The organism is Promicromonospora sp. NPDC050249, assembly GCF_040656015.1.
GTDB lineage: Bacteria > Actinomycetota > Actinomycetes > Actinomycetales > Cellulomonadaceae > Promicromonospora.
On sequence record NZ_JBFAKY010000002.1, the window covers coordinates 239,968 to 262,896 of the forward strand.

Genomic DNA, 22,929 nt, shown 5'->3' on the forward strand with positions numbered 1-22,929 from the left:
AGTCCCAGGACTCGACGAATGACGAGAGCCCGGCCACCGGCCGGGCTCTCGTTGCTGGTTCGAGCGGTGTTGCTTCAGGCAGTGCCTTCGGCGGCCAGCGCGTCGGTGAGGAGCGTGACGAGTGCTTCGAGCTGCACGTCGGTGGACGATGCGACGTCGTCCTCCCCCGCCCCGTCCAGTGCCCTGGCGGCCAGCCCGGACTTGCTGTCGATCAGCTCCGCGATGGTGGAGTCGATCGTCTGGGCGGCGATGATCCGCCAGGCGGTGACGGGCTCCGCCTGGCCGATCCGGTGGATCCGGTCGATGGCCTGGGTCTGCTCGGCATAGGTCCAGGACAGCTCGGCCAGCACCAGGTTGGAGGCCACCTGGAGGTTCAGCCCCACCCCGGCGGCCGTCAGGGAGCAGACCGCTATCGACACGTCGGGGTCGCTCGTGAACGCGGTGATGTTCTTCTCGCGCGTCTTCGGCGTCTGGTCGCCGCGGATCGAGGCGTAGCCGATGCCGCGGTCCGCGAAGGTCTGCTCGGCCTGGTCCATGACATCGACGTGCTTGGCGAAGAACACCACCTTGCCGACGTTGCGGGCGAGCTGTGCGGCGTAGTCGGCGGCCAGCCCGGCCTTGGCCTGGCCGATCCGGCGGACCATGCTGAACACGTTCTCGCCGTCGGCCCGCGAGCTCGAGTCCTTCAGCTCTGCCGCTGCGACCCGGCGCGCGAGGTCCAGGTCGATCTCTCCCTCGACGCCGTCGCCCCCGACGGAGCTCTCGGCGCGCGCCTGCACGGCGGACCGGTAGCGGCTCACCAGTCGCTCGGCGAGCGCTGCCTCGGCCGCACGGATCGACCGGCCGGCGGCGCCGTCGAGCTCGACCGGCAGGTCCGCCACCCGGCGGGCGGGGATGTCGGCGACGACGTCGGCCTTGCGGCGGCGCACGATACCCATGTCGATGACGCTGGTCCTGGCCGCGGCGTAGAACCCCGGGTCGGCCGGCGTGAGCTCGGTGCCCTCGAGGGCGGTCAGCAGCGAGGCAAGCGGCTTCGTGTCGTCGATCCAGCCGAGGAACTGCCAGATCGCCCGGAAGTCCTCGATGTCGTTGATCAGCGGGGTGCCGGTGAGCGCCATCAGGAGCGGCCGCGCGGTCCGGGCGCGGATGCGCTCCGAGACGGCGAGCACGTGCTGGGAGCGCTGGGAACCCTTGTTCTTGATGAAGTGCGCCTCGTCGACGACCATGCCGCGGAACCCGAGGTCACCGAGCCAGCCGACGTGCCGGTCCAGGAGCTCGTAGTTCACGATCACGACGTCCGCGAACCCGTCGATCCGCTCGCCGTCGCCATGGACCACGGTCGCCCGGCGCTGGGGCGTCCACATCCCGACCTCGTGCGCCCAGTTGGTCTTCACCACGTTGGGCGCCACGACCAGCAGCGGGTAGGCGTCTGCCGCCTGGGCGGCGAGCAGTGCCTGGGCGGTCTTGCCGAGCCCGGGCTCGTCGGCGAGCAGGAAGGTGCGGTGCCCGCGCGCCGTGGCCTCGACGACCTGGGCCTGGTGCCGCATCAGCTCGCGGCCGTGGCGGGCCGACAGCGAGCGGGGCTCGGGCAGCGGCATGCAGGCGGGTGCGCCCGCACCGGCGTACTCGAAGGAACGGAACAGCGGCTCGAGCAGCTCCCAGCCGGCCAGTCGGCGGACCTTCGGGGCCACCCGCTCGGCCGCGGCCTCGAAGTCCGGGGCGAGGAACGGGTTCGCGAGCTGGCGGGAGATCACCGAGCGGGGCACCACGCGCTTCTCGGCACCGGGCGCAGGCGCGGCCGGCGGGGCAGGCGGGGGCTCCTCCGGCGGCTCCAGGCCGCCGGCGCGCATCACGGTCGCCTTGTAGGCGCGCGCTGCGTCGGAGACCTTGGCGTCCTCGGCGAGCAGCTCGAGCAGGGAGGTGTCCCGGGCGGCGATCCTCGCCAGCAGCGTCGCGACCTCGTCGAGCCGCTTGAGCTGCTGGTTCCGCTTGGAGTCGGTCAGGGCGCCGTCGGCCTTGAGCCGGGCCCGTTCCTCTCGCATGAGCAGCGCGACGACCTGGAACTTCGTGCGGACCGCCGGGCGCGTCGGCGGTCTCCGCACTGCGCCGTCGACCTCGCGGGCGACCTCGGCGAGCACAGGGATCATCCCCTGCTCGGCGGGCCGCTGAGGGCGGCGGCGCTGGCCGCCTGACCCGGTCCGCTGGCCGCCGGATCCGGTACGCGTGCGACCGGACCGGCGTTGGCCTGGTGGTGCCACATCTACTCCTTCGCTGCATCCGTACGCGACTGCGGCGCTACGGGCCTGGCCGAGGACCGGTCGGACGCCGGACAGCCGGCCCGTGAGGCAGACAGCCTGGGCCGGGGTGCTCCGATCGGCCGCCGGTTCACCGCGTAGGTCCCCGCCTGCGGCCTCGTGCTCACGCCGATGGCGACACGCTGCCGGTCGTCTCCGTGAACCATCGCGGGCACGGTCGTCACCCGGCTTGATTGCCGGAGAACCAGGAGTCTACCGCCGGACACCCGAGCTCGGTCCGGTGACGGCGGGAACGCAGAAGAGCCAGTGCTGTCACCCGCACCGGGATGCGGGTGACAGCACTGGCAGCACTTCCTCAGCAGGGCCGCCCGAAGCCCGGTCCTGGGCCGCGGACCGTCGCTTACGGCGTCGACGCGGAGCCGCCGTCCGCCCCCTCGACGACGGTCTCGGTCCGGACCACTGCTCCGTCGTCGTCGAGCAGACGGATCTCCAGCAGCCTGCCGTCGCTCGGGTCCAGCACGACGACGCTGCCACCCAGGCCCGGGCTGTCGAAGTCGACGCTCACCGCGGTGCCTTCGCGGCCGACGGCATCGGTCGTCCCGCCGTCCAGGGTGAGACCCGGAACGGTGGCAAGCGTCTCCCACAGTGCGCCGCGCAGCTCGGGTTCGGCCTCGCCGTCGCGCAACAGGCCGGTCGCGGCCGTCCACAGCCTGTGCGGCTTGCCGATCGGCGTCACCGTGACCTCCCCCTGCTCCGTCAGCGCCTCACTGAGGGCCTCGGGTTCGGTAGGCAGCTTCTCCACGGTCACCGTGAACCCGTCACTGCTCGCCGGCTCACCGGGCCCGACCTCGTCATCGCTCGGGCACTGGCAGGCCTCCCCGGTCTCCATGTCGGTACAGATGCATGGCGGTCCATCCGCCAGCTGATGGTCGGAGTTGCTCGCCGCCTCGAGCAGGACCTGCTCGGCCGACGCCGGCGCGGTGACCAGGAATCCGCCCCCGACGGCGGCCAGCAGCGCGACGACGCCGCCGACCGCTGCACGAGACCTGGTGCCCCAGCGCCTCGGTGCTTCCGGAAGGGCGGGCCGCGAGGCCGCGGTGAGGTTCTGCAGCAGCCGTTCCGCACGGTCGCTCTCCTGCGCGGTCAGCGTGCTCGTCGGGACGGGGTTCGCCTCGGTGACCAGGCGGAACGTTCGGTCGCTCATGAGGTGGTTCATGGCAGCTCTCCCTTGAAGGCAGCGGTCAGGTGCGGGGTGGTCAGAGAGCGGACAGGTTCGTCGACCGAGTCGCCCATCGTGCGCTTGAGCCGACGGCGTGCCCTGCTCAGCCGGACGGAGAACGCGGCTCGGGTGCAACCCAGCACGGCGGCCGCCTCCCGGCCGGTGAGCCCGTCCCAGGCGACCAGGGCGATCGCCTCACGATCGGCGTCGTCCAGACGTGCCCAGGCCAACCGGAGGTCCAGGGCCGCGGCGCTGAACGCCGTGTCGTCCGGGTCCGGGTCCCGCTCGCTGCCCAGCCGTAGCTCCAGGCGACGACGGCGGGCCTGCGTGCGGTGATCGTTCGCGACCAGGTTGCGCGCCACACCGAACAGCCACGGGCGCACCTCCCGAGGGACTTCCGCCCATCGGTCCCAGGCGATGGCGAACACCTCGGCGGCCAGATCTTCCGCGAGCGCAGGATCAGTGCGACGGCGGATGAAGGCGAGGACGTCCGGGTAGGACGCGCGGAACACCTCGCTGAACACGGCGTCCGGCCTCGGTCTCACCACAGAGTTTTCCTTTGTCTCATACGCCTACATGGTTCGCGGCGACGAAAGTGCAACACCGCTCCCCGACGTCGTCCCACTGTCGAGCGCGTCCAGCGCGGCAGCGGCCCCGTGCTGGTCAAGGGTTCCGGTGACCTCGTCCGCCGCCGCCCGCACCATCTTCGACGCATGTCCCATCGCCACACCGCGGGCCGCCCAGCGCAGCATCTCCAGGTCGTTCTCCCCGTCGCCGATCGCGACAGTCCGCGCCGGGTCCACACCCAGGTTGGCACGAACCTTCTCCAGGGCGGTCGCCTTGCTCAAGCCGGGAGCAGTGACGTCCACCCAGTCCGGCTCCGCCAGAAGCGCAGTCAGGCCGGCGGCGCGCACAGGATCGACGAGGCGACCGACGCCGGGACCGCGCAGGACGAGCCGTGTCGTGGACCGCTCCCCCAGCAAGTCGGCCGGGACGGTCTGCTGGGCGCCGTTGAGCTGTCCCGTCGGGAAGAGATGCGTGACGTCATAGCCACACCCGACCCGTTCGGCACCGACCCGCACGCCCGGAAGCATGGTTCGCGCAAGCCGCACGACCGGCCCCGGGTCGAAGTTCCGCACGTCTTCGAGCTCGTAGCCGCGAGGCACCCGGGAGTCGAGACGCGCGGTGATCGCACCGTTGGACGCGATCACCCACTCGTCGGTCAGGTCGAGCTCCGTGGCGATGGGCAGGACCCCGACCAGGGATCGCCCCGAGGCCAGCACCACGTGGTGCCCGTCTGCCCGGAAGCGAGCGACCGCAGCCTTGACGGTCGGCGCGATCTGCGTCATGCCTGACCGCGCGAGGGTGCCATCGATGTCGAGCGCCGCCAGCATCGTCCGGCTCTGGAGAGTGTCCTGATGGCTCATGGTCGGCGTCGCTTCCAGATCTGGGTCACGCTGGCTGGAACGCAGCGGGCGGAAGCGAGGTTGCTTACCGGGACAAACCGGTTCAAGGTTCCTAGTCCTTCTCGCGGTGGTCTCTGTGTCATCTGCGTCTCCCGGTAGTTCGGAAGGCCGGGCGGCCATGCCGCAAAGCCTCACGCGGGATGCCACGGAAAGACCTGGGCGTCCGAGCAAACTTCTGCACAGTTCACCAACCTGTCCTGACCAGGGCAAAGGGCCAGCGGATAGGCTAAGCCGCGCGGAAAATTGCTCCTGGTGCAAATTTCCGCAGGCGAATCGACCGCTACCTACCTGCGTAGCAACGGCTCGCCCATACTTGGCGCTATACGAAAGCGGTGAATGCCAATGCATCACCTGGCGGAGCGACGGGGGTCCATTGGCACGCAGCGAGAAGGCCGAACGTGAGCGGCTGCGTTGCCAGCTACAGGCGAACGGTGCGCCGTTCGCTCAGATCGTGTCCGAAATGGGGCTCCGTTTCCGGGCCCGACCGCGTACTGCATGGCGGTATGCGCTGGGCTGGGAACAGTGGAAGGCGGTCCGGGCTTACCGGGCGGTGAATACCGCTGCTCGGATCGACGACTCTCGCATCTCCAAGTGGGAGTCCTGGCCACACGGCGGTGCACGGCCCAGTCTGGAGAACCTCGCCGCTCTCGCCTTGACCTTTGGCCATGGTTGCACGGTCGCAGACCTGCTCGACGACGCGGACCTGGAGCACTTCTCCCCTGCCGAACGCCAGCTGGTCAGGGACACGCAAGCCGGTGCGTACGCCTCGGGTTTATCGACCGATGCCACGCTGGAGTGGGCCGAACGTGTGCGTCAGGGCGTCGCCGATCCGGCCCGCTACGCCGACACAGGCCTGATCGACGCGCTCAGGCTGCAGCTGGAGACAGCCAAGGCCCTGGACGGACGCTACGGCGCCGCCTCGGCGCTCCCGTCCACCCTTGGTGTCATCGGCGGCCTGCGAGCCGTGGCGCCACACGTCTCTGATGGCGTCCGCGGTGTCATCCTGACCCTAGGCGCTGAGGCCGCTGAGTTCGCCGGCTGGTTGTTCCGTGACCTGGCTGACAGCGCGCAGGCTTCCTACTGGTACGACCAGGCGATGGAGTACGCGCAGCTCGGCGGCGACATGTCGATGCAGGGGTTCGTCCTGCTGCGCAAGTCGCAGATGGCCTTCGAGTCCCGCGCAGGCCACCAGGTGGTGATGCTCTCTCGCGCTGCGCTCAACGGCCCCTGGCAACTTGCACCTCACGTCCGCGCCGAGGCTTTGCTCCAAGCGACGCGCGGGGCACTGATGGTCGGCCAGCAGATCGATCTGGAACGGGCTCTCGACGAGGCCCGGTCTGCCGCGCAGGGAGGCGGTCTGATGCTGCGCGAGGCGTCGTGCTGGATCGAGGCCGGCAAGCCTGAGCACGCCGCCGAGCTCTACGAGACGGCTCTGGCCACGACCAGCATCTCGGTGCGGGACATGGGCTACTACCGCAGCCGACAAGCCGTCGCACTCGCACAAGCCGCGGAGCCAGACCTCGCCGCGCAGCGCGCCGGAGAAGCGCTGTCCACAGCGGCACGCACTGGCTCACGGCGCACGCAGCGCGTCGTCCAGGAGACCCGGACGGCGCTCGTTCCATGGCAGTCACGAGACTCGGTTGCCGCACTGAACAACGCCCTCAGTCTTCGGCCGTCACCCACTCCGTGACCGCCTGGATGACCTGCGCTTGCCACACGCGACTCTGCGGATCCAGGTAGGTCGGGTCGTCGTCGACGGCGAACCCGTGCTGCGCCCCCTCGACCTGGAGCAGCTGAGATTCCGCGTTCAGCAGTGGCATGGCCGCGATCGAGGTGTCGATCGGTACGAGCGTGTCAGCCGTGCCGTGCACGACGAGCGTCGGTGCCTGGATGTCCCCCAACACGGTGTGCGGCTGCAGCCAGAACACTTCGTTGAGGAAGGCCCGCCCATGGCGGAAGGTCGGGGCGTACTGGAGGAAGCCCTGTTCGGTGAGAGCGTCGGCATGAACCTCGTCGAGGTAGTCATTCGACCAGTAGGGCCGACTGTCGATCGTCCTCGTCTTGTAGTCGATCCGAGGACACAGCATGACCAGACGGGCAACCTCGTCCGGGCGCTTGGCCGCGTAGTAGGCGCTGATGCCTCCGGCGAAGCTCTGGCCGATCAGTGCGGTGCGCTCCACACCGGTCTCCTGCCTCAGATAGGCGAATGCGGCACGAATATCGTTGAGAACTCCCGCGATGGTGAGGTCCTCCTGCGTGCCGCCCGACTCTCCGTGCCCCCGCACGTCGAACCGGAGAGCGGCCGCCCCGGCGTCAGCGAGGCCCGTTGCCATCCGATCGAAGAATCCCGCCTCGTGCCGAGTCACCCCACGTCCATGAACCTGCACGACGCCGATCGTCGGTGACCCGTCCGGGACCGTCAGGTCACCGACCAGGTCGAGCCCATCGAGAGAACGGAACCGGACCATGGACTCAGAAGACATCGCAAATCCTCACCTCGGCACAACAGACCGGGCCAGGCTGTCAGAGTCGCCATGCGTGCACCAGCATCAGCGCGCGAGTACTACGAACGACTCGAAGTTTCGAAGTCACGACCGGTGACGATCGTGATCCCTGTGGCGAATCTGCCCAGTCTGCACGCCACGCCGAACAACCACTCAGTCGATCCACATGAGCATGCCCATCCCGGCATCGGCGGCCTCAGCAAAGAACTCTATGAGCTGTTTCAGATGACTAGCGAGATAGTCCTTGGCATCCGGCTGAGTCCATATGGCCGGATAGGTCTCGGCGTCGACGAAAGCAGCGAGCGGTACGGCGTCGATCGTCTGCTCGGCGTCCAAGCCGCTCAGCGCCGCTGACACCTCTGCGACCCGCTCCACGGTCATCCATGTCGGCGGCCCATAGCCCCAGTCGTCCACGCCCGGGACCGGCTCGTCCCCGTAGACGGCAGCCATCGACACACCCGCCCGCCCAAGGGCGAGCGCCAGACCGTGCCACGCCTTGTCGATATCCATCAAGCGTGTGTCCAGCGCGCCGCCCGCACTCTGCGAGTCCCATAGCTCATCGATGAGATCGCGTATCCACTCGGGATCCGACAGCGCCTTGTCCAGGTCCTGGGGCGTCAGCCGCATGTACTCGCCAATCATGCTCATGGGCTGCACCGTATGGGCAGCCTCTGACATCGTCGTCGCACTAAGGCCGTGACGAAGAGGCTAGGAGTGCACCTGGGTCTCGAAGTGGAACCCGGTGATCACCGCGACGAGCTTCGTCCCGGCATCAAACCTGCCCTGGGCCACCAGGTCATAGAGCCCGCACACCATCTTGGCGACGTACACCCAGTCCAGGCGCAGCCCGTGATGGGACTCGAAGTCATCGATGAAAGCAGCCAACTCAGACGTGGACTTCGCGTATCCGCCGAAGTGATAGCCGGTCTCGATCTCCCAGTTCGCGGTCACTTCTCCGAGCGCCCCGTGCTGGAGCGCGCCGACGTCATCGGACAGGAATTCCCCGCCCTTCAGCGAGGAGAAGCCGATCGCCCGCTGTCCAGGCTTGAGCCCTGCTGCGATTCCAGCCAGCGTGCCTCCGGTGCCGACACCGCAGCAGATGACGTCGAAGTCCTCAGTGATCTCACCGACCAGCTCCGCGCACCCGCGCACGGCCAGGGCGTTGCTGCCGCCCTCGGGGATGAGATAGAAGTCCCCGAACTCCCTACGGAAACGTGCAATCACGTCCGGGTCGAGCTTTCGACGGTAGGTCTGACGGTCCAGATACGTCAGATGCATGCCGTGGTCGACTGCGACCTGCAGCGACGGATTGAGAGGGTCATACGCCTCGCCACGGATCACACCAACGGTGTCGAACCCGTACAGTGCCCCCGCAGCCGCCACCGCCCGGATGTGGTTGGAGTAGGCGCCACCGAACGTCAGCAGCCGCGAAGCACCGGCGGCTTGTGCGGCTTCGAGGTTGTACTTCAGCTTGCGCCACTTGTTGCCGGGCAGGTCGGGGTGGATCAGATCGTCCCGCTTGAGCAGAAGCCGCACGCCGGCCGCGTCGAGGCGTTCGTCGTCGAGCACCTCGACCGGCGAGGGGAGCAGCAACGCGGGCACCGGCATGTCGGCAGTGTTGCACGCAGCCAACGTCGGACAGCCGACCGCGACTCCACAACGCCCCTGACGTCGGAGCCGATCTGCGTCAGACTGGCCGGATGGGGAACGAGGAGCGGTCTGACCAGGGCAGTCCGGAGCAGCCCGCCCTGGGCGGCGTCTGGCACAGCCACTACACCTACGAGAGCACGGGGCGCGGTCCGATCACGCGGCACCACTATGTGGTCGTCCGGCAGGAGGGCGATCAGCTCACCGTGGAGAGCCTTCCGGACTCCAACGACTCCCCCTTGTCCCTGTCGCTGACCTTGCGCGGACGAGTCGCAACGGGCACCTGGACCGAGCACACAGCCGTCGACGGCTACTACCACGGAGCGGTCTACCACGGAGCGTTGCAACTCATCGTTGATCCAACTGGCCGCACCATGGCCGGCAAGTGGGTTGGCTTCGACAAGGAGCTCAATGTCGACTCCGGACCCTGGGCGCTGGACCTGATGGACGTCGTGACGGACGACGCGACGCTGGAGCGGTACAACAGGAGCCCGCAGACGTCGGAGACCGACTGAGAATCGAAGGGTCACCGGATCGACGCCGGTCGGAGCCACACAGAAAACACCGTCTGCCTTGCGGTTACGAATCGCCCGCACTCTCAGGGAGATTGCGGGCGAAGAACACCAGCACGCATCACGTCGGCCTACTGCGCCGCCCACGCAATAACTCCACAGCTAGGGAGCCAAATGGAGCCCACGTACGAACCGCTACTGCCAGGAATCGCACTTGCTGGCTACAGATCCTTCGCGGAATGGCAGCAGATCTTACTGCCGACGAAGGTCACTGTACTAGCTGGCGTGAACAACAGCGGAAAATCTAACGTGCTGAGGATCGTCCAGGACGTATTTCCTTCACTCATGGGAAAACGCGACAGCCGTGGCCGAGCACCAAATACGTGGAAGATGTCGGAGCTTGATACACCCCGTGGATTCTCCACAAAACCAGAGTTCGAAATTGGCATTCCAAGCATAGTGAGCAAACCCACCGAGGCAAGCGATCAGCTCGTACAGAGCGCATTGCAGCGAGGCGCGGCCGAGGATGTCTGCGTGTCACTAATGCAGATACTCTCGGATGACGATCATCTGTTCTGGCCGCACTATGAGCCAGGAAACCCCGGAACAGTTATCCCGACAAAACGACAGGTTACCGCCGCAATCGAAGCGTGGCCCAATTGGAATTCGGACTTTGAGCAAGTGCGCCGCGCACTCAAGGTCAGCGGAGGTGTGGACCCCGCTGAAGTAATGAGAGCACTACTCGGATCGATACCGATACCGGTCATGCCACCCGTAATGACAATAAGCGGGCATCGCCGCGTCAGCGGTTCCGGCGGCAATCCAGACTGGGGTTCGGGTCGCGGCATTATCGACGCACTGTTCAAACTCCAGATTCCCACGCACACCGATTGGCAAGCTTCCGAAAGTCGCTGGCAGACAATAAACCGATTCGTCCAGACAGTCCTCGGCGACCCTGATGCGCGACTGTCCATTCCACACGACAAGTCGGCGATCCAAGTGGTGACCTCGGCTCGAGTCCTGCCACTCAGCAGTCTCGGTAGTGGAGTAGAGCAGGTGGTGATCCTAGCGGCCGCAGCCACCGTCACGTCGAGAACGCTCGTCTGCATCGAGGAACCAGAGACGAATCTGCACCCGCTCCTCCAGAAGAAGCTGCTGCGCTACCTCACTGACGAGACCGACAACCAGTATCTGATCGCCACCCACTCGTCCCACTTCTTGGACGACGCACGGGCAACCGCCTATAACTTGCAACTAACCGAAGCTGGCACGCAAGTCTCCCTGGCTCGCAGTCCTCACGATTTTGTGCGGATCTGTAATGACCTTGGCTACCGACCTTCGGATCTTCAGCAGGCCAACTGTGTCATTTGGGTCGAAGGGCCCTCAGATCGCATATACGTTCGCCGCTGGCTTGAACTCGTAGACCCGAAACTCGCCGAAGGCATCGACTACAGTGTCATGTTCTACGGTGGCAAGCTCTTAGCGCACCTCAGCACGAGCGAGGAATCGTTTGCGGACTTCATCAATCTCCGCCGCCTTAATCGGTTTAGCATGGTTCTTATCGACTCAGACTTGTCTAGCCACGACAAGGACATAGCAGCGACAAAACAGCGGATCGCTAGCGAGTACCTTGAGGTGGACTCAGGCCCGGGGTTCGCGTGGATCACGAACGGTTACACGATCGAAAACTACATCCCGAGCGATATCCTGACGATAGCGGTCCAGGAAGTCCATTCCGTCGCGTTTCAGCCGCCCGCGGATAAGCACGCCAACCCTTTGAAGAATCTGAACGGTAAACAGTTTGACAAAGTCGCCATATCTCACGCAGTCGCCCGCCTTCTCGCACCAGCCCATCTGGACGTCCTCGACCTTAAGGATTCGGTCGAGAAACTAAGCAAGTTTGTTCGGTCCGCGAATGGGAACTCCACTGCACCGGCCTCCACCCTGTAGCTGACACACAAGACCGCTGTGTTTGCTCGTGGCCCACCACCGATGGAACGAGGTAGGCCACGAGCACGACAGGTCCGGTCGCTCTACCGCGCACACACTTGTCAGCCGACCGCTTCGCCGGGCCGATTAGAGGCTCCATGTGCCGATCCGAATTTCGGCGCGCGAGCGGAGGAAGATGGTCGCGCATCGCCGGCTTGTCATGCACGTTGAAGGTGACGCTGTCGACGTGCTCAGCGTCGGCCGCCACGATCGCCGTGACGAGCCGCTGGACGGCCTCGATCTCCCGGGTAGCACCTGGACCTTCGACGGTCTTGCTCATTCGTTTCGAAGCGCTTCGACGTGGCGACATCGGTTTCGTCTGTCGACCTCACCGATCTCGCATGGATTAACCTTGAAACTGGGGGTTGCGCGGGCTCCGACCAACGCCCTACTTTGTTGAAGCGCTTCGAGGGAATCGGAGCGGATGCTGGGCCGGAACTACGTGGCGAGCGATCGCCGCTGATCACTCAGACCGCTCGACGGGGAGCCAACCGCCCTCATCGAGCCACCCATGCGCGAAGAAGGGCATACCCGTGAAGAGACCCCCGTGGAAGAAGCTCGTCGCTCTGGCGGCCGGGCTGGCGCTGTCGGCCAGCGTCGCCGCCCCTGCCGGTGCGCAGACGCCCGTGCGGAGCCAGTCCGACGCCCCGACGTCGGCCGCGGAGATCGTCGCCGCCATGCAGCCGGGCTGGAACCTCGGCAACTCCCTCGACGCACAGTGCTGCAGCGACGGCGCCGACGAGACCGCATGGGGCAACCCGCGCGTCGACGACACGTTCTTCAGGGACATCAAGGCCGAAGGCTTCAACTCGGTCCGCATCCCCGTCAGCTGGGGCAACCACACCGGTCCCGCGCCCGACTACACGGTCGAGCCCAAGACCATGGAGCGCGTGCAGGAGGTCGTGGACCTCGCCCTGGCGGAGGGCCTCTACGTCATGATCAACACGCACCACGACTCATGGCAGTGGCTGACGCACATGCCCACGAAGCACGACGAGGTGATGGCCCAGTACGACGCCACCTGGACCCAGATCGCGGACACCTTCAAGGACTACCCGCGCGAGCTGATGTTCGAGTCGGTCAACGAGGTGAGCTTCACCGGCACCTCGGGCAACGAGGAGAGCCACCGCCACATCGCCGAGCTGAACAGCTCGTTCCACGAGATCGTGCGCTCCTCGGGGGGCGAGAACGGCGACCGCCTGCTGGTGCTGCCGACGATCAACACCGGAGCCGACCAGGTCCACATGGACGCCCTCGTCGCCGAGATCGAGGCGCTCGACGACCCGATGCTGGCCGCCACCACCCACAACTACGGGTTCTGGCCGTTCAGCGTCAACGTCGCCGGGTACACCACCTACAACGAGGAGGTGCAGGGCCTGCTGGAGGAGAGCTTCCAGAGCCAGGTCGACACCTTCGTCTCGAAGGACATCCCGGTCATCATCGGGGAGTACGGCCTGCTCGACAACTACGACAACAAGGTCGAGCGCGGCGAGTACCTGAAGTTCTTCGAGCACTTCGGCCACCTGGCCCGCACCTCGGGCATCACGACCATGTGGTGGGACAACGGCACGCACTTCGACCGCTTCATGCGCGAGTGGCGCGACGAGGAGCAGTTCGGCTACATCACCCGAGGCTGGACCGGTCGTTCAGGCACCGCCTCGACCGACCTCGTGTTCCTCGACTCCTCCAGCAAGATCAAGGACCGGTCGGTCACCCTGAACCTCAACGGCCTCAAGTTCAAGAAGCTCGAGTTCGGGAACACCACGCTGCAGTCCGGTCGCGACTACACCCGGTACGGCAACAAGCTCACGCTCAAGGCAAAGCTGCTCAAGAGCGTCCTCGGCGACCGGGAGATCGGGTCGAGCGCGGAGCTGCAGGTCATCTTCTCCGGCGGCATGCCGTGGAAGCTCCACGTGATCACCTCTGAGGACCCAGCCGTCGAAAGCGCCACCGGCACCAACGAGTCGCTCGTGATCCCCGCGACGTTCAACGGCAACCAGCTCGACACGATGGAGTCGGTGTACGACGACGGCACCGGGGCCGGGTTCCACAACTGGACGACGTTCCCGGAGTTCTGGGACGACTTCCGGCCCGACTACGAGACCGGGACCATCACGTTGACCAAGCGATACCTGGACAGCCTCAAGGACGGCGAGCCCGTGTCCCTGACGTTCCACTTCCGGAGCGGCCAGACCCTCCAGTACACGGTCACCCGGAACGGCACCGCCGTCACCGGTACTGCCTGACCCGCACCTACCTTCGGGGGCGGCACCAACGTGCCGCCCCCGAGGCGTGGCGCAGCGCCGGGCCACGCCTGGCGCCCAGGACAAGATCTTCTGGTCGCTGTTCGACAGGTTCCAGCAGGCCGTCTTGTCAGGTGTCGCTGCCGGGCGGCCTCGTGCCGTCACCGGGGGCTTCGTCCTCGGACGCCGGGGTGCCCCGCATCATCGCGAACACCGGGAAGAACGCCACACCGAGTGCCAGGCCGACCGCGAGGTTGTCCAGCGCCAGGCCGAGCGCGAGGCCGATGCTCAGACCGAGCGCGACACCGGCCCCCCAGTTCCGGCCGGCGGGCGAGGCGGTCTTGTTGCCGCTCTGGTCATCCGGTCCGGTGTGTGCCATGACCCCAACGTAGGCAGGTGGTGGTACGCGCGTCCTCCCCCCGGAGACTGATATTCCACAGTCCCTCCCCCCGTGGGCCTACTCCGTCGGTGCGTCACCTCGCAGCCGCTCCGCCAGCCCGCTCGCTCGGCGCGCCCGGCGCAGGACGGCCGCCCGTACCGCCTCCGGCGTCCCGACCACCCGGACCCGCCGCCGCGCCCGCGTCACCGCCGTGTAGAACAGCTCGCGCGTGAGCAGGGGCGACGTCTCGTCCGGCAGCAGCACCGTCACGTCCTCGGCCTGGCTCCCCTGGCTCTTGTGCACGGTCATGGCGTGCAGCGTCTCGACGTCGCCCAGGCGGGAGACCGCGAACGACGCGCCACCGCTGATGTGGGCGCGCAGGTGCTCGCCGTCGGCCACCACCACTCCCGTGTCGCCGTTGAACAGGCCGAGGCTGTAGTCGTTGGCGGTGATCAGCACCGGCCGTCCCGCGTACCACTGGGTGCCGACCGCGGCGCCGAGGTAGGCACCGGAGGCCTCGCCGAGCCGGCGCTCGACCAGCCGGTTCCAGTGCGCCACACCCCACGAGCCCTCCCGGTGGGCGCACAGCAGGCGGTGCCGGTCGGCCGCTGCGAGCGCTCCGGCGGCGTCGCCCGCCAGTGCCAGGCCGCGGACGTCGAGGGCGTGCCGTGTCAGCTCGTCCTGGAGGGCGGTGAGCCCGGCCGTGTCGTCGGGGTGGACGAGCTCCACGGCGTCGTCGCCCGCCGTCAGCTCCGCGAGCACCGCGTCCGGATCGGCGTCCTGGATCGCGGCAGCAAGCCGCGTGATCGCCCTGCTCTCCGAACGGTGGTCGGTGACCAGGGCCGACACGACGCCGCCGTCGCGCTCGCCCAGCCCGGCGACGAGGTCGGCGAGCACCGCACCGGCCTCGACGGACGCGAGCTGGTCGGGGTCGCCCACGAGCACGAGCCGCGCGTCGGGCCGCACGGCCTCCAGCAGCCGGGCCATGAGCGTGAGCGAGACCATGGACGTCTCGTCGACCACGACGACGTCGTGGGGCAGGCGGTTGGAGCGGTCGTGCCGGAACCGGGTGCTCGACCCGGGCCGCCAGCCCAGCAGCCGGTGCAGCGTGCCCGCCTGGAGCCCGGCGAGCCTGCGCCGGTCGTCGTCGGTGAACTCCGGCCGCCCGGCCTCCGGGCGAGCGCTCAGCGAGTCGGCCACCGCCTCCTGCAGGCGCGCGGCGGCCTTCCCGGTGGGTGCGGCGAGCGCGATGCGCAGGCGGCGTCCGCCGGCGTGCTCTGCCTGCTCCGCGAGCAGGGCGAGCAGCCCGGCCACGGTTGTCGTCTTGCCACGGCCGGGGCCGCCGGTGAGCACGGTCGTCGGGCGACGTGCGGCGGACAGCGCCGCCACGCGCTGCTCGGCGTACGCGTCGCCGGGGAACAGCCGCGCGGCGCTGCCCTCGAGGAGGGCTTCGTCGACCGCTGGGGCGGGCGCGGCAAGCCGGGCGACGACGTCGTCGCGCACCTGCCGCTCCTCGCGCCAGTACCGGTCGAGGTAGAGCAGGCCGAGGTCGGCCCGCACCACCGACCGCTCGGCGAGCGGGCTGGCCGCTACGCGGTCGAGCCAGCCGTGGGCTGAGGGCCACGGCAGGGGCGGCGCCTCGTCCGAGGCACCGGTCGAGCCTGCGCCCCTGCTGCCGTCGGATCCACCGTCGTCGAACCCACCCAGGTCCACGCACACCGATCCCTGCCGCACCGCCCGCACCGCGAGCGCGACGGCGAGGCGCACGGTCTCGTCGTCCTCGCCGACGACGTCAGCCGTGCGGCGTGCGACGTGCACGTCGGCGGCGGTGAGCACGCCGGCGTGATTGAAGGTGCGCAGCAGCCCGGTCGCGCCCAGCGCCAGCCGGGCGTCGTGGGGGTCGTCGCTGGTCCAGCGCTCGATCGCGGGCGTCATGCGGCCTGCTCCTCTGCGGCTCCGGCGAGCAGGTCGGAGAGGGCGACCAGCAGCGCCGTCGGCGGCTGCCACGAGAACACGCCCATGGGACTGCCGTCCGCAGCGGAGCCGCCGCCCGAGTCGGGGGTGTCCGGCCCCGCCATGCCGCGCACGAAGAGGTAGAGCGTCCCGCCCAGGTGGGTGTCGGGGTCGTAGCCGGGCAGCCGCCAGCGCAGGTAGCGGTGCAGCACCGCGCCGTACAGCAGGGCCTGCAGCGGGTAGTGCGAGTGCAGCATGGCCTCGGCCATCCGGTCTCGTGAGTAGTCGGCGACGGCGGGACCGAGGAAGTTGGTCTTGTAGTCGACGACGACGAACCGCCCGGACGGCAGCCGCAGCACGACGTCGATCGAGCCGGTGAGGTAGCCGCGCAGCGTCTGGTCCCCGAGCGCGGGCTGTTCCAGCCGGTCGGCGTAGGCGGCGAGCGGGTCGTCGGCGGGCAGGTGGGCGCGCAGCAGCGGGGCGAGGTCCCCCAGCCTGGCCTCGGCCCGGTCGCTACCGCCCAGGTCGGCACCGAGGTCGCCGCCGTTCAGCGGCAGCTCGAACGTCAGCTCCCGCAGCCGGTCCGGCAGGCCGATCTCGCCCAGCGTCAGACCGCCGGCCAGCGGGCCGAGCGGCGTGCGGTGCAGCGGCAGGAGCCCTTCGGTGATCGCCTCGGGGTCGGCCTGCACGGGCCACCAGCGCAGCTGCTCCGTGACGTGGTCCAGCAGCTCGGCGCGCAGGTCGGGCGCGAACGGGTCGGCGTCCTCCAGCACGGCGTGCACCAGCGACCCGAACGCGGCGCCCATGGGCAGGTCCGCCATGGGGGACGTCCCGCCGTCGGGCGTCGTCGGCTCCTCGACGTCTGCCTCGGGTGCGGCCGGCTCGTCGTCCTTGCCCGCCGCCTCGGGCTCGCTGCCCACGTGAGGTGCGTCGTCACCCGCCGCGATGAGCCCGCTGTAGGAGGTGCGCCGCCACTCGGTGTCGACGGCGCGGTCGAACGCGCGGGCCTCGAACGGCGTGTGCCCGTCCGCCGGTGCGGGTGCCGACGCCTCGGCGGGTTCCGCGACCTCGGCCGCGGGGCCGCCCAGCTCCTCGAGCAGCCCCAGGACGCGCGTCGCGTAGTCGTCGTCCTTGACCGGCTGCGTGCCCGGGACCTCGCGCGTGCCGGGGGTGCGCCCGAACAGGAGGCGGTGCAGCCCGCTCGTCGGGGTGCTCGACGTCGGCGCCCACCACGCCACGACCTGCGACTGCGCGCGGGTCAGGGCCACGTAGAGCTTGCGGAGCTCCTCGCCGTCCTCCTCCGCGCGGTGCGCGGCGCAGTGGGCGTCCCAGTGCGCGCCGGAGCCGGAGACGTCGATCGTCCGCGCGCCGCGGTCGTCGTGGTAGAGCGCGATCTCGACCGGGCGCGAGTAGTTGTCGTAGCCGAACGGCAGGTAGACGACGGGGTACTGGAGCCCCTTGCTGCCGTGCACCGTGACGATCTGCACGGCGGCGGCGTCGGAGTCCAGGCGCCGCGGCCGCTCGGCGGTGCCCGTGCGGCGCCGCTCGTCGCGGAACCATGCCAGCAGGGCCGTCAGGCCGAGCGACTCGGTGACGCTCACCTCGTGCAGCAGCTGCCCCAGGTGGCGGACGTCGGTCAGCAGCCGCTCGCCCTCGGCCTGAGCCAGCACCCGGGCGCTCAGCCCGCGCTCCTCGGCGGCCTCCAGCAGGGCGGCGACGCCCCGGTGACGGAGCAGGATCGCCCAGCCGCGCAGGGTGTCGGCGTCGCGGGCGGTCAGGTCCTCGCCGCCCTCGTCGAGGTCGGCGGCGGTGCGACCCAGGAACGGCGTGAGGGCCGCCGCGCGCACCAGGCCCGAGCGGTGCGGGGACTCCAGCGCCTCCAGCAGGGTCAGCCACTCGTCGGCGGCGGGCGTCTCGAACACGTCGCCGCCGGGCATCACGGCCGCGACGCCGCGCTCGGCGAGCGCGTCCTGCACGAGCCGGCCGTGCACCCGCGCCGACACGAGGACGGCGACGTCGCCCGGCACCAGCGGGCGCCCGTCCCACGTCGCGCCCGCTGCGAGCAGCCCGGCGACGTCGGCGGCGAGGTCCTTGGCGACGTGCTGCCGCGCGGCGCCGACCTGGATCGCGCTGCTCCGGACCTTGGGCAGGCCCTCGCGCAGCACCTGCCGCAGCCGGAACGGCGCGGGGTGCGGCGCCCCGGCCAGCCGGCTGTCCCCGCCCTTGGCCTTCACCTCGTGCACCACGATCTCCGCGTGGCCGAGCGCCGCGTTGCCCAGCAGCACCCCCAGGGTCTCGACCAGCGGCGCGTCCGAACGCCAGTTGCTGCCCAGCGTCGCCCGGGTGGCGGCGCCCCGGGCGGCGTCGAGATACGCGACGACGTCGCCGCCGCGGAAGGCGTAGATGGCCTGCTTGGGGTCGCCGACCAGGACCATCGCGTGCGTCCGGGCTTCCGCTTGGCCCTCCATCTGCCCCGCGCCGAAGGCCCGCTCCAGCACCTGCCACTGCACCGGGTCGGTGTCCTGGAACTCGTCGACCAGCACCACCTTCCAGCGTTCCCGCATGCGTGCGCCCACGGCGGCACCGCCGTCCGCAGTCGCCGGGTCCAGGGCGTCGGCGAGCCGCCCGAGCAGGTCGTCGTACGACAGGATGCCGAGGCGGCGCTTGCGCCGCTCCATCTCGGCGCGCACCTCGCGGGCGAACGAGACGCGTGCCGAGCCGACGGCGTCGGCCGGGTCGGCGTCGGCGAGCGCGGCGCGCGGGTCCTCGACCGCGGCGGTGGCGACCTTGAGGGCGCAGGCCCGGTCGAAGGGCGGCGGCTCGGGGGCGTTGCCGTAGCGCTGGAGGTAGAGGTCGTCGACGACCTCGACGGTGAGCTCGGTCAGGGACTCGACCAGCTCTGCGCCGGGCTCGGTGTCCCCGGCGACGCCGAGCGAGCGCAGCACCAGCTGGCAGAACTGGTGGATCGTCGCGATGGTGGCGTGGTCGAACGCGGCCAGGGCGTCGGCCAGCCGCCGGTGCCGGGCTGCCCGCTCGGCGGCGTCGACGTCGAGCAGCGCCGCCAGGACCTCATCGACCGGTCCGGTGTCGCCGCCCGCGAGGGCGGCCGCGAACGCACGCTCGGCCCGCAGCAGGGCGCCACGTACCCGGTCGCGCAGCTCCTGGGTAGCGGCGCGGCCGAAGGTCACCACCAGCATCTGGTCGAGCGGTACGACGCCCTCTGCGACGTACCGGGTCACGAGCGCGCCGATCGCGAAGGTCTTGCCGGTGCCTGCGCTCGCCTCCAGCAGCGCCGTGCCGCGCGGCAGCGGCCCGGTGAGATCGAAGACGTCCATCAGTCGCTGAACCTCTCGTTCTCCAGCAGCGGGCTCCAGACACGCATCGCCAGCGCGCCGAAGCGGGTGGTCTCCCCCGGGTGCTCCTCGCCGGGCCGCGGCTCCGCGCCGGTCCCGGGCAGCGCAGCCCTGGGGCCGTGGACCCGCACGTGCTCGGGTTCCGCGCACTCCCCGTCGAGGCGTCCGCCGGGCCCCAGCTGGCCGGTCCAGGTCTGCCCGGCCCGGAACTGCGCGTCGGCGGGGTCGGCGCGGCTCCTGCGCTCCTCGGCGTAGACCGCCGACGCCTTGACGGGCAGCGGCAGCGGCTCGGTGAGCCCGCTGTCGCGCAGCGCGACGAGGTCGCGCAGCAGGTCGACGGCCGTATGGTCCAGCGGCCCCAGCCGGGACCCCTGCCAGGTCTTGCGCGACCGCTGGTTCGTCGGCCGGCCGAACGCGTAGCCGACCCAGGGGCGGTCGTCGTCGGACGCCGCGAGCGCCAGCAGCCGGATCCACGTCCCCAGGCGCTGCCGGCCACCGAGCCGGGCGTACGACACCGCCACGAGGCGGTCGCCGTGCACGCCGGGCACCGAGCCGCGCAGGCTGCGTCCGCCGCCCAGGTCGACGTCGATGTCCACGACCCTGGCGGGGCTTGCGCGCACACCCGCGGCGGCGTCGGCGAGGGGCCCCACCTCAGCGGCGATGCCGACCAGGGGGCGCCAGCCGAGGCGTCCGGGCGGCAGCTGCCCGCGGCGCCACTCCTTCTGGACGGCGTCGGGGAGCGCGACGCCGGACAGCACGTCCCGCAGCACGCGCTCCCCCACTGCCCAGCGGCCGAGCCCGTCGAGCTCGACGGGCAGCCCGTCGTCGAGCGGCTCCTCGTCCCAGGACCTGCCGACGTCGAGGCGCTGGACGAGGAACCCGCGCGCGGGCGAACGGTAGAACTCGAGCAGCTTGTCGAGCGGGACGACGCCGTCGTCCGCCGCTGCCGGGCCCGCCAGGGTCAGCGGTGCGAGCGGCGCGGCCAGGAACGGCCCCGCCGGGGTGCGCTGGCCGGCGGCGGCCCGGGCCCCCGCCAGGGCCGCGCGGTCGAACGTGAAGGCGGAGCCGGGCACGAGGGCCCCGGGCTCGACGTTGCGCCGGTCGAAGGGCTGCAGGGGGTGCCGGACGGTCACGGCCCGGGACACCAGGCGCCCGTCGGGCGTGCGCGCCGTCTCGTCGAGGGCGTCGAGCAGCTCACCCAACGGCACCGCGGGCGGGCGCTCCTGGCCCGAGTACTCGTCGGCGCCGCTGTAGGTCACCACCAGGGTCTCGGTGGCGGCGAGGATGGCGTCGAGGAACAGCTGCCGGTCCTCGCTGCGCGGGTCGCGCTCGCCCGTTCGCGGCTCGCGGGCCAGCACGTCGTCGCCGTCGGTGATGCCGACGCGCGGGAACACGCCGTCGTCGAGTCCCAGCAGGGCGATGACGCGGTGCGGCACCGACCGCATGGGCACGAGCGTGGCCACCGTCAGCGTGCCGGTGCGGAAGTTCGACCGGGTCGGACGCCCGGCCACGCGGTCGGCGAGCAGCGCGCGCACGTCCGGCAGCCGCAGGGACACCGCGAGGTCCGTCGCGTCGTCCCGCACGCGGGCGAGCTCGCGCCGCACCTGCGCGAGCTGCCACGCGTCGGACGTCGGGACCGTGGTGAGCGCGGCGACGCCGTCCTCGAGCGCGGTGAGCCAGTGGTCGAGCGGGTGCCCGCCGACGAGCGCGTCGGTGACGTCCCGCAGCCGCTCCACCAGCTCCGTCAGGCGGCCGACGAGCTCGACCTGCCCGCTGCCGACGTCGTCCAGCGGCAGGGTGCGTTCGAGCCAGGTGCCCGTGTCGTCCGACATCGCGACCCCGGCGAGCAGCCGGTCCATGCCCTCCTGCCAGGTGCCGGCCCCGTAGTCGGCCAGGCCGAAGTCGGCGCGGTGCCCGGCGTCGAAGCTCCACCGCACGCCGGTCTCGCGCGCCCACCCCGCGAGCTGTTCCAGGTCGTCGTCGCGGAACCCGAAGCGGCGGCGCACCGGCTCGGCGTGGGCCAGGTCCACGACGTCGCCCACCCCCGCCCGGCCACCGGCGAGGTCGAGCAGGCGCATCACCACGGCGAGCAGCGGGTTGGTCCGGTCCAGCGCGCGGTCGGCGAGCCGCACCCGCAGGCCGTGCGCGGGGTGGCCCTGCGGGCCGACGACGTCCGCCAGGCCGAAGGCGGCGGTGACCAGGGGTGCGTACGTCTCGATGTCGGGGCACATGACGAGCACGTCGCGCGGTTCGAGCGTCGGGTCGTCGGCGAGCAGGCCGAGCAGCACGTCGCGCAGCACCTCGACCTGGCGCGCAGGCCCGTGGCAGGCATGCACCTGGACCGAGCGGTCGGCGGGGTCGAGCAGGCGCGCTCCCGCATCGCCGACGGCGTCCGCGCGCAGGTCGTGCTGGAGCATCCCGAGCAGGGTGGACGGCGGTTCGGCTTCGCCGTCGGCGCCGGGCTCACCCACGACCGGCTCGTCGCGCAGCTCGATCGCCGACAGGGTGCGCTGCAGCTCGCGCGTGTCACGGCCGAGCGTGGCCAGGAGGCGGTGTCCGACCCGCTCGTGGGAGCGGTCCGCTGCCCGGTCGACGGGCCCGCCCAGATCCTTGAGCGCCGACCACAGCGGCGCCGACGGATGCGGCAGCCACAGGTGCACGTCGCGGTGCGCGCCGAGCGCGCCGATCAGCTCGACCTCGCTCGCGGCCAGGCGCGTGTGCCCGAACAGGGACACCCGCGCGGGCAGGTCGAACTCACCGGGCTCGGCCCGCAGCCGCTCGACGACGGCGGCGTGCCGCACGTGCGGCGGATCGGCGTCCACCCGCTCGGCCAGGGCGCGCCACAGCGGCGGCTGCCACGCGAGGTCGGCGGGGACGGCGCGCCCGCACCCGTCGGTGTCGCGGCCCGCCGCCCAGTCCGCGACCAGCGCCGGACGCTGGGTCGCATAGCCCGCCATCAGCCGCGCGAGCCGGCGGGCGACGGAGAGCCGGCGGCCGCGTCGCAGGTCCCCCTCCTCCCCCGGCATCCCGTGCCCGAGGTGCTGGGCGAGGAGCCCGGCCCACGGCTCGTCGAGGCTCGCGTCGATCGCCGCCAGCAGCGGCCAGGTCAGTGCCTCCGGCGCCCATCGGTCGTCGTCCCGGGTGCCCGTGACCTCGGCGAACAGGGAGTGCGGCGAGCGCAGGTCCACGCCGGCGCACACGCCGTCGTCCCGCCCATCAGCGGCACCGAGGTGGTGGCTGAGCCGCTGCGCGAGCCAGCGTTCGACGCCGCGGGCGGGCACCACGACGACCTCGGTCGCGAACGGGTCCGCAAGAGGCGCGGCGAGCAGGTCCCCCAGGCCCCGCGCGAGCAGGTCCGTGCGCGGAGCACGATGAAGGACGACTGCCATGGCGCCAACGTATCGCGCAC

The 22,929-nt window shown here is 70.3% G+C and carries 15 protein-coding genes; 4 read left to right on the forward strand and 11 right to left on the reverse strand.

Going from position 1 to position 22,929, the window contains the following annotated elements; genetic code table 11:
- Nucleotides 1-74: 74 nt before the first annotated feature.
- The 4 genes from AB0I32_RS02680 to AB0I32_RS02695 form a co-directional block, all read right to left on the reverse strand.
- On the reverse strand, nucleotides 75-2,147 hold the full coding sequence (locus tag AB0I32_RS02680; RefSeq protein ID WP_357502703.1) for a DEAD/DEAH box helicase: 2,073 nt from the start codon (nucleotides 2,145-2,147) through the stop codon (nucleotides 75-77).
- A gap of 508 nt (nucleotides 2,148-2,655) precedes the next feature.
- A complete protein-coding gene (locus tag AB0I32_RS02685) occupies nucleotides 2,656-3,459 on the reverse strand; it encodes a hypothetical protein (protein WP_357502560.1) in 804 nt (267 codons plus the stop codon).
- 8 nt (nucleotides 3,460-3,467) lie between these two features.
- Nucleotides 3,468-4,022, reverse strand: coding sequence for a sigma-70 family RNA polymerase sigma factor (locus AB0I32_RS02690; RefSeq protein WP_357502562.1), 555 nt, complete (start codon nucleotides 4,020-4,022; stop codon nucleotides 3,468-3,470).
- A 24-nt stretch (nucleotides 4,023-4,046) separates the two neighbouring features.
- A complete protein-coding gene (locus tag AB0I32_RS02695; protein WP_357502564.1) occupies nucleotides 4,047-4,901 on the reverse strand; it encodes an HAD hydrolase family protein in 855 nt (284 codons plus the stop codon).
- Nucleotides 4,902-5,313: 412 nt separating this feature from the next.
- Between AB0I32_RS02695 and AB0I32_RS02700 the strand changes: the two genes are divergently transcribed.
- Nucleotides 5,314-6,630 (forward strand): hypothetical protein, encoded by a 1,317-nt coding sequence (locus tag AB0I32_RS02700; RefSeq protein WP_357502566.1) that lies wholly within the window; start codon nucleotides 5,314-5,316, stop codon nucleotides 6,628-6,630.
- Here the strand turns inward: AB0I32_RS02700 and AB0I32_RS02705 are convergent.
- From AB0I32_RS02705 to AB0I32_RS02715, 3 genes are all read right to left on the reverse strand, one after another.
- Nucleotides 6,602-7,408 (reverse strand): alpha/beta fold hydrolase, encoded by an 807-nt coding sequence (locus AB0I32_RS02705; RefSeq protein WP_357502568.1) that lies wholly within the window; start codon nucleotides 7,406-7,408, stop codon nucleotides 6,602-6,604. The genes AB0I32_RS02700 and AB0I32_RS02705 overlap by 29 nt on opposite strands.
- Nucleotides 7,409-7,597: 189 nt before the next feature.
- Complete coding sequence (locus tag AB0I32_RS02710; protein ID WP_357502570.1) at nucleotides 7,598-8,092, reverse strand: YfbM family protein; 495 nt, start codon at nucleotides 8,090-8,092, stop codon at nucleotides 7,598-7,600.
- A gap of 60 nt (nucleotides 8,093-8,152) precedes the next feature.
- Entirely contained in the window at nucleotides 8,153-9,052 is a 900-nt protein-coding gene (locus tag AB0I32_RS02715; RefSeq protein ID WP_357502572.1) for a pyridoxal-phosphate dependent enzyme, read from the reverse strand.
- A 92-nt stretch (nucleotides 9,053-9,144) separates the two neighbouring features.
- Between AB0I32_RS02715 and AB0I32_RS02720 the strand changes: the two genes are divergently transcribed.
- From AB0I32_RS02720 to AB0I32_RS02730, 3 genes are all read left to right on the forward strand, one after another.
- Nucleotides 9,145-9,606 carry a hypothetical protein gene (locus AB0I32_RS02720; RefSeq protein ID WP_357502574.1) on the forward strand — a complete coding sequence of 154 codons (462 nt, stop codon included), beginning with the start codon at nucleotides 9,145-9,147 and terminating at the stop codon, nucleotides 9,604-9,606.
- A 171-nt stretch (nucleotides 9,607-9,777) separates the two neighbouring features.
- The gene (locus tag AB0I32_RS02725) at nucleotides 9,778-11,553 is read left to right on the forward strand and encodes an AAA family ATPase (protein WP_357502576.1); all 1,776 of its coding nucleotides are present in this window, start codon (nucleotides 9,778-9,780) and stop codon (nucleotides 11,551-11,553) included.
- A 572-nt stretch (nucleotides 11,554-12,125) separates the two neighbouring features.
- The gene (locus tag AB0I32_RS02730; protein WP_357502578.1) at nucleotides 12,126-13,838 is read left to right on the forward strand and encodes a cellulase family glycosylhydrolase; all 1,713 of its coding nucleotides are present in this window, start codon (nucleotides 12,126-12,128) and stop codon (nucleotides 13,836-13,838) included.
- A 127-nt stretch (nucleotides 13,839-13,965) separates the two neighbouring features.
- On the opposite strand, the gene AB0I32_RS02735 is transcribed toward AB0I32_RS02730, so the two are convergent.
- The 4 genes from AB0I32_RS02735 to recC form a co-directional block, all read right to left on the reverse strand.
- Nucleotides 13,966-14,214: a hypothetical protein gene (locus AB0I32_RS02735; protein WP_357502580.1), complete on the reverse strand. Its 249-nt coding sequence runs from the start codon at nucleotides 14,212-14,214 to the stop codon at nucleotides 13,966-13,968.
- A 78-nt stretch (nucleotides 14,215-14,292) separates the two neighbouring features.
- Nucleotides 14,293-16,149 carry an exodeoxyribonuclease V subunit alpha gene (gene recD / locus AB0I32_RS02740; RefSeq protein ID WP_357502582.1) on the reverse strand — a complete coding sequence of 619 codons (1,857 nt, stop codon included), beginning with the start codon at nucleotides 16,147-16,149 and terminating at the stop codon, nucleotides 14,293-14,295.
- The gene (locus AB0I32_RS02745) at nucleotides 16,146-19,502 is read right to left on the reverse strand and encodes a UvrD-helicase domain-containing protein (protein ID WP_357502584.1); all 3,357 of its coding nucleotides are present in this window, start codon (nucleotides 19,500-19,502) and stop codon (nucleotides 16,146-16,148) included. Before AB0I32_RS02745 ends, recD begins: the two co-directional genes overlap by 4 nt.
- Nucleotides 19,502-22,909, reverse strand: coding sequence for an exodeoxyribonuclease V subunit gamma (gene recC, locus AB0I32_RS02750; RefSeq protein WP_357502586.1), 3,408 nt, complete (start codon nucleotides 22,907-22,909; stop codon nucleotides 19,502-19,504). Before recC ends, AB0I32_RS02745 begins: the two co-directional genes overlap by 1 nt.
- Nucleotides 22,910-22,929: the final 20 nt, after the last annotated feature.

Bases quoted from the DNA above. Each gene is read 5' to 3' on its own strand.
- AB0I32_RS02680 (WP_357502703.1), bottom strand. From the start codon at position 2,147: ATGATCCCTGTGCTCGCCGAGGTCGCCCGCGAGGTCGACGGCGCAGTG.
- AB0I32_RS02685 (WP_357502560.1), bottom strand. From the start codon at position 3,459: ATGAGCGACCGAACGTTCCGCCTGGTCACCGAGGCGAACCCCGTCCCG.
- AB0I32_RS02695 (WP_357502564.1), bottom strand. From the start codon at position 4,901: ATGAGCCATCAGGACACTCTCCAGAGCCGGACGATGCTGGCGGCGCTC.
- AB0I32_RS02705 (WP_357502568.1), bottom strand. From the start codon at position 7,408: ATGGTCCGGTTCCGTTCTCTCGATGGGCTCGACCTGGTCGGTGACCTG.
- AB0I32_RS02710 (WP_357502570.1), bottom strand. From the start codon at position 8,092: ATGAGCATGATTGGCGAGTACATGCGGCTGACGCCCCAGGACCTGGAC.
- AB0I32_RS02715 (WP_357502572.1), bottom strand. From the start codon at position 9,052: ATGCCGGTGCCCGCGTTGCTGCTCCCCTCGCCGGTCGAGGTGCTCGAC.
- AB0I32_RS02720 (WP_357502574.1), top strand. From the start codon at position 9,145: ATGGGGAACGAGGAGCGGTCTGACCAGGGCAGTCCGGAGCAGCCCGCC.
- AB0I32_RS02725 (WP_357502576.1), top strand. From the start codon at position 9,778: ATGGAGCCCACGTACGAACCGCTACTGCCAGGAATCGCACTTGCTGGC.
- AB0I32_RS02735 (WP_357502580.1), bottom strand. From the start codon at position 14,214: ATGGCACACACCGGACCGGATGACCAGAGCGGCAACAAGACCGCCTCG.
- recD (WP_357502582.1), bottom strand. From the start codon at position 16,149: ATGACGCCCGCGATCGAGCGCTGGACCAGCGACGACCCCCACGACGCC.
- AB0I32_RS02745 (WP_357502584.1), bottom strand. From the start codon at position 19,502: ATGGACGTCTTCGATCTCACCGGGCCGCTGCCGCGCGGCACGGCGCTG.
- recC (WP_357502586.1), bottom strand. From the start codon at position 22,909: ATGGCAGTCGTCCTTCATCGTGCTCCGCGCACGGACCTGCTCGCGCGG.